At 40.9% G+C, this 13,764-nt stretch carries 13 protein-coding genes, 2 rRNA genes and 1 pseudogene; 1 reads left to right on the top strand and 15 read right to left on the bottom strand.

Going from position 1 to position 13,764, the window contains the following annotated elements:
• Positions 1-48: 48 nt before the first annotated feature.
• Genes HHK02_RS11025 through HHK02_RS13030 form a run of 6 tightly spaced genes read right to left on the bottom strand, consistent with a single transcriptional unit; the run spans position 49 to position 4,533 of the window.
• Entirely contained in the window at positions 49-555 is a 507-nt protein-coding gene (locus HHK02_RS11025) for a hypothetical protein (protein WP_181462439.1), read from the bottom strand.
• Positions 556-801: a hypothetical protein gene (locus HHK02_RS11020; protein WP_181462438.1), complete on the bottom strand. Its 246-nt coding sequence runs from the start codon at positions 799-801 to the stop codon at positions 556-558.
• Complete coding sequence (locus HHK02_RS11015; protein ID WP_003708736.1) at positions 802-1,440, bottom strand: TetR/AcrR family transcriptional regulator; 639 nt, start codon at positions 1,438-1,440, stop codon at positions 802-804. It abuts the gene before it with no gap.
• Complete coding sequence (locus tag HHK02_RS11010) at positions 1,441-3,057, bottom strand: ABC transporter permease (protein ID WP_013085964.1); 1,617 nt, start codon at positions 3,055-3,057, stop codon at positions 1,441-1,443. It lies immediately after the preceding gene.
• A complete protein-coding gene (locus HHK02_RS11005) occupies positions 3,058-3,975 on the bottom strand; it encodes an ABC transporter ATP-binding protein (RefSeq protein ID WP_003570727.1) in 918 nt (305 codons plus the stop codon).
• On the bottom strand, positions 3,976-4,533 hold the full coding sequence (locus HHK02_RS13030; protein ID WP_331271638.1) for a site-specific integrase: 558 nt from the start codon (positions 4,531-4,533) through the stop codon (positions 3,976-3,978).
• Positions 4,534-4,628: 95 nt separating this feature from the next.
• Between HHK02_RS13030 and rrf (HHK02_RS10995) the strand changes: the two genes are divergently transcribed.
• Positions 4,629-4,745 (top strand): 5S ribosomal RNA (rrf, locus tag HHK02_RS10995).
• Between the two features lie 4 nt (positions 4,746-4,749).
• Here the strand turns inward: rrf (HHK02_RS10995) and rrf (HHK02_RS10990) are convergent.
• The 9 genes and pseudogenes from rrf (HHK02_RS10990) to HHK02_RS10950 all read right to left on the bottom strand — a co-directional run bounded on the left by rrf (HHK02_RS10990) (position 4,750) and on the right by HHK02_RS10950 (position 13,525).
• Positions 4,750-4,866, bottom strand: a 5S ribosomal RNA gene (gene rrf, locus HHK02_RS10990).
• Positions 4,867-4,870: 4 nt separating this feature from the next.
• Complete coding sequence (locus HHK02_RS10985) at positions 4,871-5,512, bottom strand: phosphatase PAP2 family protein (RefSeq protein ID WP_003672703.1); 642 nt, start codon at positions 5,510-5,512, stop codon at positions 4,871-4,873.
• Entirely contained in the window at positions 5,513-7,819 is a 2,307-nt protein-coding gene (locus HHK02_RS10980; protein WP_181462437.1) for a glycoside hydrolase family 31 protein, read from the bottom strand.
• Positions 7,820-8,944 (bottom strand): annotated as a pseudogene (locus HHK02_RS10975) (IS110 family RNA-guided transposase); the annotation flags it as partial. It lies immediately after the preceding gene.
• Positions 8,945-10,204 carry a chloride channel protein gene (locus HHK02_RS10970; protein ID WP_181462436.1) on the bottom strand — a complete coding sequence of 420 codons (1,260 nt, stop codon included), beginning with the start codon at positions 10,202-10,204 and terminating at the stop codon, positions 8,945-8,947. It abuts the pseudogene before it with no gap.
• On the bottom strand, positions 10,205-10,852 hold the full coding sequence (gene thiE / locus HHK02_RS10965) for a thiamine phosphate synthase (protein WP_181462435.1): 648 nt from the start codon (positions 10,850-10,852) through the stop codon (positions 10,205-10,207).
• Positions 10,853-11,671 carry a bifunctional hydroxymethylpyrimidine kinase/phosphomethylpyrimidine kinase gene (gene thiD / locus HHK02_RS10960; protein ID WP_181462434.1) on the bottom strand — a complete coding sequence of 273 codons (819 nt, stop codon included), beginning with the start codon at positions 11,669-11,671 and terminating at the stop codon, positions 10,853-10,855. It abuts the gene before it with no gap.
• The gene (thiM, locus tag HHK02_RS10955; RefSeq protein WP_181462433.1) at positions 11,672-12,481 is read right to left on the bottom strand and encodes a hydroxyethylthiazole kinase; all 810 of its coding nucleotides are present in this window, start codon (positions 12,479-12,481) and stop codon (positions 11,672-11,674) included. It lies immediately after the preceding gene.
• The gene (locus HHK02_RS10950) at positions 12,482-13,525 is read right to left on the bottom strand and encodes a hypothetical protein (RefSeq protein ID WP_231124852.1); all 1,044 of its coding nucleotides are present in this window, start codon (positions 13,523-13,525) and stop codon (positions 12,482-12,484) included.
• Positions 13,526-13,764: the final 239 nt, after the last annotated feature.

Raw genomic sequence — 13,764 nt, 5'->3', positions numbered from 1 at the left:
TAATGAGTAAAGTGGATAACTTATCCAATTTACTAGCTCCCTAGTCAATTAATGAAACATCTTCCAAATCCAACCATGAGTATCCTCAGCAGGTGATTGTGACGTTTCTTGCGTTTTTTTAGGGACGGTGGGGGCATCAGAGGCATCACCTTTACTCTTTTGTGCCTGCAACGTTAAAGTATGAGCCTGTGAGAGCAAGATAGACGTTTGTTTTACTTGTTCTGTTTGTGCTTCAATTTGTTTATCTTTTACCGCTAATTGGCGACTAAGTGTTTCTATTTGTGCTTTCAAATCATCAATGTGGTCTTGCTGTTGTTTAATGATGTCATCTTTAGTTGACGATTTAGTAGAATTAGTTGATGATTTAGCCTTATTCTTGTAATGCTCCTTAATTTTTTCTAATGCTCTGCCATTATAGTATTTACGGCCGTATTTACCTGTTTTTATTGGAACTAATTCTAATGACTTAACTAAATTCGTCATTGAAGCTTCGGAAACATTGCAAATTCTTGCCATATCTTTATTTGTATAGAATTTAGAATTAGTATTAGCCATTTAACGCTTTAAACCTGTATCTCTTTCAGGTTTTTGTTTAGGTGGCTTAGTAGGGTTCTCTGACGCTTTAAGACCTGCTCCACGCCATACCTTAGCACTAATATGCAATCTATCGCCTAATTTCTCTTTCAAAATCTTTGTCATGCGCTTAATTAAATCTTGTGCATTTGCCAAAGCCTTAGCTAAATAAAAAAGGCCAATAGGGTATACCCTATTGGCCTTTTTTGATCTATCAGCTGACGTCAATCAACTTTCATCTGGTAAAAAGCCGTGTTCGACAATCAATAACTGGCGTGCCATCGTCTCAACCACGGACTGCAGATCTTCAAACTTGCGATAATGGCCACTGGCAATGAGTCTGGTGGTGACCGCCGTTTGTTGGGCGATTAAGGCAGAAACTACACCGAAAACGTCATCGACTGACAGGCCCTCACGACGAGGCAGCTGTTCAATTTTCTCGCGAAAAATGCGATCGGTTTCAGCGGATATGGCAGTTGTTTCTTGCTGCACTTGTTGTCGCAACGGTTCGGGAAAATGCGGTAAATCAGCATAGGCTTGCATCATCAAGCGGTATTCAGCTGGGAATTTGAATTGTAGTTTCAACTCATACTTAACTGCAGTGGTCATCATGGCAGCCAAGCCAGGGGCATTCTGCCACTTTTTGGGGTCCATGTGATCATAAATTCGATGATAGGCATATTTGAAAGCGTCAAGATACAGCGCTTGTTTATTGCCAAAATAATGGAAGAGCAAGCCCTTAGATACTTGTGCTTGGTTGGCAATCTGATCGGTTTTGCTCTTGATGAAGCCTTGCTGGCCGAAAATTTCCGTCGCTGTTTTGAGGATTCGGGTGACCTTTTCAGGATCTGTCACAACATTTTTCATTCATAGGCTCAAATCCTGACGGCGATAACCAGCAATGCCAAGAATAAATAATACTATAGCGCTAACAACCATCACGATTAGCCATGTTTGATCAACGTTTTCAACCGGTACATTGGCAATCCAGCCAAAAGGTGTGAAGTTGCCTGCGTGTTTTGGCAAATCAAACAATCCCCGGAAAATTTGAACGATCAGACCGGCTCCCATATACAGCCAGAATAGACTGCTTAAGCGTGGCCACAGACCGACTAGTGCGATGCCAAGGGCGATAAACGATATCACAGCCGGAACGCTAGCCACGAATAGGCGACCGAGGTACTTGAGCGGCAACGGGTGACTGAGAACAGTGTTCCCAGTGAAGAACAAGGCCAGCAGCCCAGCAGAAAGGACGAACACGCCTGCCAGCAGACCAAAGCAATAGTAGCTGACACTGATCGTGGTTCGCGTTGGCTTTTCGGCATGAATGACGCTCAAGTAACCAAGGTTGTCATCGCGTTTGAGTCGGAATGCCACTTGGACGCCAGCAGTCACGGCTAATGCGACGAAAATGCCGAGATACATGCCTAAGAATGACAGGACCATGGTCTGATTGGCAGCGTTGATTTGGCCAACATCTAGTATTTTACGATAAAGCGGATTCGTTTTAAGAATGTCGCCAACGCCGCCGAGCACACTACCCATGACGCCGCCAAACACCACGGCGCCGATTAACCACCCAGCAAATAATCCGCGCTCAGTTCGCCACAGTAAGGCAGGGATCGAGCGAAGCCAGCCGGCAGCTTTGGCTCGGCCGGTGCGTTCAGCAATAATCCCGGCGCCCAGATCGCGGTTGCGGGCAATCATGGTGGCGCTGGCCGCAAGCAGAATGCTGACCAGTAAGGCCAAACCTAAAGCCCAGACGTTGTTATCAGTATAGAAGTTTGCTTTTTCGAACCAACCAATTGGTGATAACCACGTCAGATTTTGATGCTGGATATCGGTGACCAGCCGAACCAAATAAGCGGCAGTCAGCACCATGTAGCTCAACATATTGGCTGTACGTGTGTTATTGGTTAGTTGCGCGAATAGCAACGCAATGGCTCCGAATAGCAAGTTGGCGATCACCATCCCCAGTGAAAACAGGAAGTCACCGTACAAGTCAGTACCACCCATGTTGACAGCGGCCAACGAGACAAAATAGAGGATACCCATTATGGCACTGTCGATGAGAAGCTCAAGCGAAGCGGCGGTGATGGCAGCCGTTCGCCCAACATTGCGAGCGCGAACCATTTCGAGCAAGCCACTTTCTTCTTGACCGCGGGTGTTGCGAATCATCAGCGGCATAACCCATAAGGCCTGCAAAATAATCATGAAGACGACCATCACACCAGCAAACACAATCGCTGTGTTATACGTGTCCACCTTTGGCATCGCGCCAAACATTGCCGCCATGCCCGGCGCTTGCAGCATTTTGACAATCTCTTTAGAGCCCGAGGCCCCGCCTGCAAAGGCTGCTTCCAATTTGCCAGCACCACTGGCAATCATCATGATCAAAATGACAAGCCAGATGAGTGAAAATTTTAGATTTTGTTTGAGGTTTGCCCGAAGCAGATAACCTGCGTTCCGATTACTGTGCCGCATTTACTGTGCCGCATGAGTCTCACCTTGCTTTCCATAATAACGCAGGAATAAATCTTCCAGCGTTGGCGGCGTTGATTGCATGTCGACCACGGTGTTGGCGGCCAGTGTGGTCATGATGGTGCCAAGCGCGTCTCGATCAGCGGTGAAAACCGCCTTGGTGTGCTCGGAATCGCGATAAGTGAGGTCGTGAACGCCAGCTTGCTTTGCCAAAGCAGTCATTGGGGTAGCGGTGGTGACTTCAATTTTGATCCGCGATAGATGCCGTAATTGATCAAGATTGCCGCTCTCAATCACACTACCATCACGGATGATAACAATTGAATCACACATTCGCTCGACTTCGGACAAAATGTGGCTTGATAGCAGCACACTTTTACCGGCTCTTTTCAGTTTTAAAACTTCTTGCTGGAAAGTCTGTTCATTTAATGGATCAAGCCCAGAAGTGGGTTCATCAAAAATATACAAATCGGCATCTTGCGACAACGCAGCAATTAACGCTACTTTTTGACGATTGCCTTTTGAATAGGTACGAGCTTTTTTCTTCGGATCAAATTCAAAGGCCTTGATTAGTTCATCGGTCTTTTGATTATGCTGGCGGCCATTTAAACGTAGCAATAGGTCGATAATTTCGCCGCCAGAAAGATTTGGCCATAAATAAACGTCCCCAGGAATATAGGCGATGCGTGGATGAATCGCCGCATCATCCCGCCAGGCATCTTTGCCGAAGACGGTCACTGAGCCGCCACTCTTTTTTAATAAGCCTAAAATAACTCGAATGGTCGTGGATTTGCCGGCCCCATTAGGTCCTAGAAAACCCAGAACCTGACCGGGTGCCAACGTGAAACTGACATCTTTTAATGCGGCAAACTTGCCAAAGTTTTTTTGAAGATGGTCAAGTTCGATAATAGCTGTTGTCATTTAGCTGAAATACAGTGTTGTATTTCCAATTTTTACTTGGTCTTGTGGTAAATGAATATGAAAAGTTTTACCCTGTTGTTGCATATTAATAATAGTAGGAACAGTTGTAGGACTAAGAATAACCATTTCGACAGTATTTAAATCTATTGGTTCCAATTGAAAAGTTAAATAGTCGCCGTTCAATAAAACTGTATGCTTACTAGTATCATAAATATTAAAATTCATCTTAATTGAAGGAAAAAGCCACTCTGATTGAATATTTTTATCGTTTAGCCATTGAAAATAGTCAGTTAGGTCCTGTTTAACTGGTTTTAGGTACAATGTATTCGGTTTTCCGGTCTTTTTATCTCGAATGTGCGCATTTTTAGCAACCGTCCCATCGCCATTGAAGATTTCAGAGTGTCTGAGAGCCAATACATCACTCACTCTGAGCAGAGTTGCCTTGCCAACCTGGAAAATGGTGTAATTCCGCCGGCCAGCTTTAAAGTTGTGTAATAGTGTATCTTCAACTTCGTGTAGAACATTACTGTCTTTGATTGGTAGTACAAGTTGCTTCATTCGAGGACTTAACCAAGGAGCGGTAAGGTTTATTGGAAGAGAATAGATAGGATTTAGTTTTGAGAGCACAAGCTCTCGTCCGAAGGGACAAAGAGTGTGGTGATGATGGCTTGAAGGATACACCTGTTCCCATGCCGAACACAGAAGTTAAGCTTCAACACGCCGAAAGTAGTTGGGGGATCGCTCCCTGCGAGGATAGGACGTTGCCGCGCAACTGCGCGGCAACGTCCTATCCTCGCAGGGAGCGATCCCCCAACTACTTTCGGCGTGTTGAAGCTTAACTTCTGTGTTCGGCATGGGAACAGGTGTATCCTTCAAGCCATCATCACCACACTCTTTAGACTTTATTGACTGGTTTTTGTAACCAATGAAAGAAAATAGCGCGCTGACTATTAGCTAATAACCACCATCCACTAGCTAATAAAAAGGCCCCGATCACATCGGAAGTAAAATGAGCTCGTAAATAAACTCGCGAATACATAATAATAATGATCCATAGAGCGCCGACGATTCCTAAGATTACCCTCTGCCATTTAACTTTACAATAGGGTAAAAGGAGGGCTAGGATCGTAAAAGTGAAAATAGCAGTTGAAAAAGTATGCCCACTTGGGAAACTATATCCACTAACATCAATTAACCGAAAGGAAGGACGGAGACGAGTAACACTATACTTGATGAGGATAACTAAACAGTAACCAATAAATTGTAACATGCCATACCAAACACTATCAGTTGCTCTTCCGCGACGCCATAACAGGAGCATTAAGCCGATTGTTATAATGCCGACTGTAACTGGGTCACCCATAAAGGTTAATTCGGTCAGGATAGTAGTCTTAAACTTAGACACTGGGGCAGTCAGATCAAAGCCACCTGCATCGATTAAACGAACAAATGGAGATTTAGTTAAAACATTAAAGAGTAATACTCCGAATAAAATCCAACAAAAAAGTCCGAATCCGATTTGTGCTTTTTTATGCATTTATTGTTGGACATATGTTTGTGTTTGGGGATTAAATTCAAATGTTAATTTTTGATCATTTAATTCTACAAAGATCTTCCGGTAATTTTTATCATAACCATTATGAGCCATATCTATTGTTACTCTATTTTGAGAAGCCTTGATTTGATAAAGGTTGTATTCACCACTTTGATAAGCAAAGTCAAGGCCGTTATCTTGGTAATGAGTATATGAGGCATGTTGTCCATATAAGCGGAAGGTCATTGTTTCATTAGGTTCATCACTAATATGACTTACTTCAGGGCCCCATGGAATAATCGTATTCTTTTTAACGAATAGTGGTAACTTATCAATTGGCGCTTCTACTAAAATTGACCGCTTACCTGCATATTCAACACCGTTCCAAAAGTCAATCCACTCCCCTGCTGGCAAGTAGACTGCTCGTGTATTTTGGCCTTCTTGAACTACTGGAGCTACTAGTAATTCATCGCCAACCATATATTCATCGTTCATTGTCCGAACAGTAGGATCCTGATCGTAGTTTAATACTAACGGACGCATTATTCCGAGCCCATTCTTTGTCTCCTTGTAACAAAGATCGTATAAGAATGGAATAAAACGATACCTTAACTTTAAATACTTCCGGTAGATTGAGAGCGTTGGTTCACCGAATACCCAAGGTTCTTGTTCACGGGTTCCCATTGAAGCGTGATTACGATAGAGAGGACTAAATAAGGCTGCCTCAATCCACCGTGTTAGCATTTCGGCCGTGGCATCTGCACCAAATCCACCAATATCAGTTCCCGCAAAGGCAAAGCCACTCATTCCTAAATTACATAATTGAGGAATCATCATTTGTAGATGAGGCCACAAACTTTGGTTATCACCTGTCCAGACGGTTGAATACTTTTGCGTTCCCGCATAAGCAGCCCGAGTAATGACATAAGGTCGTTTATGACTGTATTTCTTTAATCCATTGTAAGTAGCCTTTGCCATATTATGTCCATAAACATTATGCAATTTCTTATGAGTAGAAGGGGATTTTCCGTCACTAAAGACAATATTATCAGGGATTTCACCTTCAAACGATGCTGGTTCGTTCATATCGTCCCAAATTCCAGCTGTTCCGGTATCAACAAGGTATTTACAATTATCAGCCCACCATTGTTGTACCTCTTCTCGGCCAAAGTCAGGGAAAACAGCATCGCCAGGCCAAACCTTATTAACATAAACGGTCCCATCAGGATTCTTAACAAAGTATCCTTTCTTAATTCCTTCTTTATAAATTTTATACTTTTTATCTTGCTTAACACCGGGGTCAATAATCGGCATTACTCTAAATCCTTGGTCTCTCAACTTTGAAACAAATGCTTGAGGATCAGTAAACTTTTCTTTGTTCCAAGTAAATACTCGGTAACCATCCATATAGTCAATGTCAAAGTGGATCACGTCACAAGGAAGATCATTTTCTCGTAGTTTAGTCGCAATCTCTTGAACTTTTTCAGGACTTACACTATATCCCCAACGCGATTGCTGATAACCAAGTACCCATTTTTGTGGCAATGGAACGCGCCCAGTAAGGTAAGTATAATTTTTAACAATATCGCTCAAGTGCGGACCACCGATAATGTAATAATCAAGGTTACCGGCGACTGCGGAATAAAAGTAGTAATTAGCATTTTCTTTTCCTAAATCAAGATGGCTCCGATAAGGATTATCAAAGAAAAGACCGTATGGGTGACCGTTCTTCAAGCCTAACATGAAAGGAATAGATTTATAAAGCCGGGTAAAACTTTCTACTTGAGGTGCTGGATTATCAGTATTCCAGTTATCGTATTCGTAGCCACGTTTATTCAAGTACCCAGTTTTATCACCAAGACCATATATCTGTTCATCAGTGGCTAAAGATTTAATTACTTCAAAATATGTCTTATCTTGGTCACTTCCACCAGCAATATCATGACCTTCGGCAGCAACTAATTTTGCATGGGCCTTATCTAATCCACGGTCAATCGGTGTTCGCTTACCCTGATAATCAATAACTAATGGATGACCCTCCTTGTCATATACATTCATTTTCTCGTTGTCGTATATTTTTACAATTAACGCTGCCGTAGTTAATTCAAGATGGTCACCATGATCTAAGACTGTAAAATTAGTTTTAATTGTTTTATTGCCTTCAATAGCATATGATGCTCCTTTTTCACCGTGATCTTGAAATACTCGAATGATTTCAGGCGTAATAACTGATAAAACAATAGCACTGTTTTGATAATTAATCGTAATCTTTTGATCAACAATTGCATATCCACATAATTGGTTATTCATTTACCTCTTTTCTTGATAAATTTGGTGATTTTTGAGTAGGAAGTAAATCACCCTGATTAATTTACGTGCGGTAAGAACGAGGGCTCGTTTAGAAGGAGTGTGTTTTACTTCTTTGTATTTACGCTGATAATACTCGCCAAAGACTGGATCGTGCGTTCGAACTAGGTTGGCAGCTTCAACCAAGTAATAACGAAGATAGGTATTACCAGTCCTCTTTAACGGTGTGTTATCACTAGTGTAACTTCCCGATTGCTTTTCTCTCCAGGAAAGCCCAGCATATTTAGCTAATTTAGCTTCGTTGTCAAATCGATCGATTTGACCAATTTCAGCTAAAATACCAGCTGCATAGACTGGTCCGATACCGGGAATTGAGCGCAGAATTTGTTCATCATCAGTTACTTTAACGACTTTCTCAATTGACTTATCGAGATCCTTAATCATCTTTTGAAATGCCTTAATCTCTTCAGCATAGACAGAAAGAACCGCGTTAACCGAATTAGCTACGACTTTATCTAGCCGGTACGAAGACCGAATAGCCTTTTGAATCGTTTTCGCTAAAGCTTCGGGGTCTGCGAAGCGACCTCGACCGTGTTCAGCCAAATAGTCGGTTAAATCATTGATTGAAATATTGAGTAAGTCATCAGTAGTCAGATCTTCAGTTAATAACTGCATCATGGTTGAACCAAATATAGAAGTATTAAGTTCATCAGAGATAACAAGCTTATTGAGCTTATAGTATAAGTTTTCAATAAAGTGTTGTTTAGCTCGAACCAGGCTTTGAACAATCTCATATCTAGAACGGGTTAAGCGCTGAAGAGCAATGTAATTTTCTTGACGAACAATTCCAATCGAATAATGACCAACACGTAAGTAATCTGCAATGTAATAAGCATCAATTTGATCATTTTTGTCTTCAGCGAAAACATCGTGAAAACGTTTAGTTTTCTTGGGATCAACGACGACTGATTGAGTATTAAAAGCTTTCAGATCAATGTCTTCTTGAAAGAACATTGCTGGGTGAAAACTATAAATGGAAGTAGCTTCCATTCCGATAATAACTTGGTCAATTTGATTTGAATTCGCCGTGTTAATAATCTGTTTCTTTAATTCAGTTGCGCCTTTCAATTATTTTGTCCTTGCTTTTGCTTCCTGCATCCACTTTGAAATTCCAATTGAAATTGCAACTCCAATCCCCAACGGAAGAAAAGCTGTAAAGTTAAGGTGACAAACTTCAAATAACATAAATAATGCCATTAACGGTGCCTGCTGTGACGCTGCTAAAAACAATGAGGCCCCAATAACTGCACACTGCGTTAAGGTAACAACCGGGAAGAAGTGCATATAAGGAATACCGAGAAATACTCCAATAACTGCTCCAGCGGCAATCGATGGCGTCAGTGTTCCTCCATAGCCTCCACATTTGATTGTAAATAAGGTAACTATTACTTTAGCAACTAGACCAAACAAGAGCGCTCCTAGGACCTGAGAATTGACGGTGGTCGTATTCATGGCTAATTGAGCAAGTCCCCGCCCGTTTCCCATAATTTGTGGATAAAAAGCTGCAATTGCTCCTGCTGAGAACGATAAAAGTGGTAATTGCCAGAAAATATTTTTACCCGTTGCTCGTTTACTAGAAGCTGCTTTAACTCCTTGTTTAAACCAGGTTCCGGTTACTCCAAGGATTAATCCTAGCACAATTGCTAATGGAACAGATAGCAAAGAGAAATCTCGACTCCTAACAATATAATATGGTTCGAATCCTTTTAAAATCGAACCAATCATCGTTGCGATTACTGACATGATTAAGCTAACGGAAACTGAACGGGCATTAATGCGCCGATATAAAATTTCTAAACAGAAAACAGTTCCTGTAATAGGTGCAATATAGACCCCCGCGAATCCAGCTCCAGCAGCAGCGGCGATTAATAAACGTTTATCTTCATCATTAAGGTGCAACCACCGATAAGAATTAAGCATTCGAGACCATTTCTGAGCGATAGCAGCCCCTGCTTCTCGTGGGGCTAATTCACGACCGATGGAATTCCCAGTCCCTACGAAAAAGATCTGGGTAACCACGTGAATAAATGTTTTTCTTAACGGCATCTCTTTACCATTCAGAGCATTCTTAATACTAACCGGATGATAATGACGTTGAAGAAAGTACCAAATAATTGTAGCAATTATCCCCCCTATTAGCACTGAGACAAATCGATGAAGAGGAAAAATATTAATATTAACTGGAATCTTATTTGTCTCGTTAAAGTTTAAAAAATAGTGCTCTGTTAAATCTAGAATAGCGCTAAGGATCAATGAGCTAAAACCAACGACTATTCCAAGAACAACCGTTGCAACAGCTAATGGAGTGTTCTTTTGCGTTTCTTTCATTTATTTATACAAATTCTTCATTTTCTTTACAGTTGCTGCAAGATCCTTGCTATCAAAGACTAAGGAAATAACAGCTAGCCCTGCAACGCCGGTGTCATGAACAACTTTCATATTTTCTTCATCGATGCCCCCAATTGCAACTACAGGACGTTCGCTAATCATGTTTAAACGTTCAAGACGATTGATACCAATAGCAGCATCAGCGTCAGACTTTGATTTTGTAGGGAAAACGGGACCACAACCAATATAATCAACAAAGTCCATTGTATTAGCACGTTCAACTTGTTCTGGTGTATTACAGGAATAGCCGATGAACATCTGATGACCTACAGCGACAGATACTTGTTCAATTTTAGTATCATTTTGTCCAACGTGAACTCCATCAGCGTTTATTTGCTGAGCCAATTCATAATCGTCATCAACAATCAATGGAATTCCATAGCGCGTACATAAGGTCCGTAGTTCTAGTCCTAAGTCTACTCGTTCATTAGGCCGTAACTTCGAGTTTCCCTTTTCTCGATATTGGAAGGCAGTGATACCACTCTTCATTGCTAGCTCCACTTTTTCAAGAAATTTAACAACGTCATTATGGACATCTTGTGTTCCACCAACTAAGTATACTTGTAACATTTTTGGATCAAACATCATTCATTTTAGATCGTCTCCTTCAATTTTAACCCAGTGATTAAGTGGCCCATGACCATGACCAACATTAATACCCTTGCTAATCGTCTTTTCGACATATGTCTTCCCAATCATAATTGCCTGTTCCATGGAGTGACCCTTAGCAATTTCCGCAGTAATACATGCAGAAATTGTATCACCAGTCCCATGAGTATTTTTAGTATTAACACGAGGCGCAGTTAACCACATATCATTACCATCTTCAAATAAAATATAATCATCAGCTTTGTCTGAAGATTCTGCATGGCCACCTTTTATGAGAATATTTTTTGCTCCACGCTTTTGTAATTCGCGGGCAGCCTTTTTAATATCATTTTTATCCCTTATTGCGATTCCCGTCAACTCACAAGCTTCTGGAATGTTTGGCGTAACCAGAGAGGCGAGGGGGATAAGTTCATCCCTTACAATTGAAATTGCATCATCACTAAGTAACTTTGCGCCCCCCTTTGCTACCATGACCGGATCGACAATAAGCGGTCCTAAATCATATTTCTTTAAATTTCGTACAACCGTTCTTACACGGAGAGGGTCAGCCAACATCCCCGTTTTACATACCCTAATTTTCAAATCACCAGCGATTGAAGCAAATTGCTCATCAATTAATTTTTCAGGCATTGGCAGGGCATCTTGCACTCCTAATGTATTTTGCGCAGTGACTGCGACGACTACCATTGCTGAGTATACTCCGCGCATTTGCATCGTCTTTACATCCGCTGGAATACCGGCACCACCGCCACTATCAGTTCCAGCAATTGTTAAAGCCTGGGGATAATCATTAATCAATTAATCAAGGTAATCTTCCTCACTTTCCTCAAAGAATTCTAGTAATGCTTTCGTATCCATAATCGAAAGCTGGTCAAAAAACTGTACTTGCCAAGAACCGAGTCCGACTGAATAACGGTTAGCTAATACTCCAGCAGCAGATACCAAAACCGTTGCAACAATACAAGCATCCCAAGTATTAGTAGTAGTCCCTAAAAATGCAGCGATGATACTAGAAAGCATGTCGCCACTACCCACATTCATCGTTAACATCTCGGCAGAAAAGGGATTTTCATAGACAACTTGCCCATCAGTTATTATGTCAGTTTCACCAGTCAAGACTACAATTGAATGGTAACGTCGAGCACACGTTTCGGCAATTTGAACCCGATTGGGAACTTTACCAGCGTCGATTCCATGACTAGTATTGTCAGCTTCTACTAAAGCAGCAATTTCACTGGCGTTACCACGAATAACATCAAAATGAAAATCATTTAGCAATAAGTGGGCAAACTCTAAGCGGGATGGAATCGCACTTACCGCTACCGGATCTAAAACGAGGGGTTTGAGTGGCGTGGCAGCTCGCAAAACCGTCTTAATTTGTGTCGCCTGATGCTCATTGATTGTTCCAAGATTGATAGAAAGGGCATCGGCCAGTGTCACCATTTCATCTGCTTCAGTGGGCTCAACAGACATGATCGGCGACGCTCCGACAGCACTAACGGCATCGGCAACTTTATCAATTGTTACTAAATTGGCGAGATTAAGGACAATCGGGTTTTTAGTACGAACTCGATCGATCAGTGACCAGTTAATTTGACGTTGTACCATCTAACATGAAGGAAGCCTATTTTCATCTTTAATAAGAAGTGGACTAAAGATGAAAATTTCAGGAGCAATGTCAACATTCGTAAATTCTTTTTTAAAATCAATGATACAGTATTCCATGGTAATTTCGTCAAATTTATTTTGAATGTATTGATCAAATCGCTCTTTATCAATTGCGGGATTTTGCGAATAAATAATTTGGTAAGCTTGTTGGGCAGAAATAAGGCCATACAAAGCAATGAATGATTTAAGATATTCGTCCAGCATTTTATCAGTTTGTGGATCAAATACTACTGGAAGCTTCTCTGATTCACTAAATAATGAAGCGAGAAAATCCTCTATTACTTGATCATCATCTTCATCTCCGTACTCTTCCCCAAGATCGACAGGAGCTTTTTGCGTATATACGAGAATGTCATCGTATTCATTATCACTAAGGATATCTTGATCTTTCAAGTACTTCGCTAGTTTTTGCAAAGAAGCCTTAATATTCGTGCGTTCTGTTTTGCCTACTCCGTGAAATTCTAGTTCATCGACACTAGTCTGAATATCAAGATTAAAAATAGTGCTTAAACGATAAGCAACCCATTCATTAAGATAAAATTGCAAGTTATCTCGATAGCGGCGAATAGTTTTAGTACTATAATTATGTTTAGCATCAGCCAGAAAAAGGTCTAAGAGTCGATTATTTGCATCTTGAATTTGTTGGATTGCATTGTCAACCCCATCGGCAGTAAGTTTTTCTCCATCTACCTGACTTAATCTTCTTAACTTATTAGTAATTTCTTTTAAGTACAATTCTTCTAAATTTACGTGTTTAATGTTAAACGGTTGAGCCATTTCGATTATCCTAACCGTCTCGTCTTCACCAACATAAATCCTACCCTTTTGTTGTACCTTTTTAACCAATGATTTTGCTAAGTCTACTTCATTGACTAAGTTTTTGGCTTGTGGCTTTATGACATCTTGATAAAAATTAGTTATAGTTTTTATTTGTAAAGGGTGAATCGTTTTACTAATTTGCCAATTATCTTTACTGATATTCATTGTTAGTGTAAGATTTTCATAGGTTGGATGAATAATTCATCTGGTCGTGGAAATCTTTTTTGTAGACCAATTTACTTATTTACAAAAAAAGAAAAGACCAGTAGCCTTTAGTGTGTCGAATACTAAGCCGGAGATCATTTTATAATACGGACTCGAAGTCCCTGGGAGCATGATCGATCTTAGCTCTATCTTCAGAATAACAAAAAAGTCCAGGACAATAATTATTTTTGTCCTGAACT

It is taken from the genome of Limosilactobacillus reuteri, from assembly GCF_013694365.1.
GTDB classification, from domain to species: Bacteria; Bacillota; Bacilli; order Lactobacillales; family Lactobacillaceae; genus Limosilactobacillus; species Limosilactobacillus reuteri_E.
The sequence above is the reverse complement of the archived record's forward strand: the minus strand, read 5'-3'. Positions and strand labels throughout refer to the sequence as shown.

Coding starts and splice junctions, on each gene's coding strand:
- HHK02_RS11025 (WP_181462439.1), bottom strand. CDS start 555: ATGGCTAATACTAATTCTAAATTCTATACAAATAAAGATATGGCAAGA.
- HHK02_RS11015 (WP_003708736.1), bottom strand. CDS start 1,440: ATGAAAAATGTTGTGACAGATCCTGAAAAGGTCACCCGAATCCTCAAA.
- HHK02_RS11010 (WP_013085964.1), bottom strand. CDS start 3,057: ATGCGGCACAGTAATCGGAACGCAGGTTATCTGCTTCGGGCAAACCTC.
- HHK02_RS11005 (WP_003570727.1), bottom strand. CDS start 3,975: ATGACAACAGCTATTATCGAACTTGACCATCTTCAAAAAAACTTTGGC.
- HHK02_RS13030 (WP_331271638.1), bottom strand. CDS start 4,533: ATGAAGCAACTTGTACTACCAATCAAAGACAGTAATGTTCTACACGAA.
- HHK02_RS10985 (WP_003672703.1), bottom strand. CDS start 5,512: ATGCATAAAAAAGCACAAATCGGATTCGGACTTTTTTGTTGGATTTTA.
- HHK02_RS10980 (WP_181462437.1), bottom strand. CDS start 7,819: ATGAATAACCAATTATGTGGATATGCAATTGTTGATCAAAAGATTACG.
- HHK02_RS10970 (WP_181462436.1), bottom strand. CDS start 10,204: ATGAAAGAAACGCAAAAGAACACTCCATTAGCTGTTGCAACGGTTGTT.
- thiE (WP_181462435.1), bottom strand. CDS start 10,852: ATGATGTTTGATCCAAAAATGTTACAAGTATACTTAGTTGGTGGAACA.
- thiM (WP_181462433.1), bottom strand. CDS start 12,481: ATGGTACAACGTCAAATTAACTGGTCACTGATCGATCGAGTTCGTACT.
- HHK02_RS10950 (WP_231124852.1), bottom strand. CDS start 13,525: ATGAATATCAGTAAAGATAATTGGCAAATTAGTAAAACGATTCACCCT.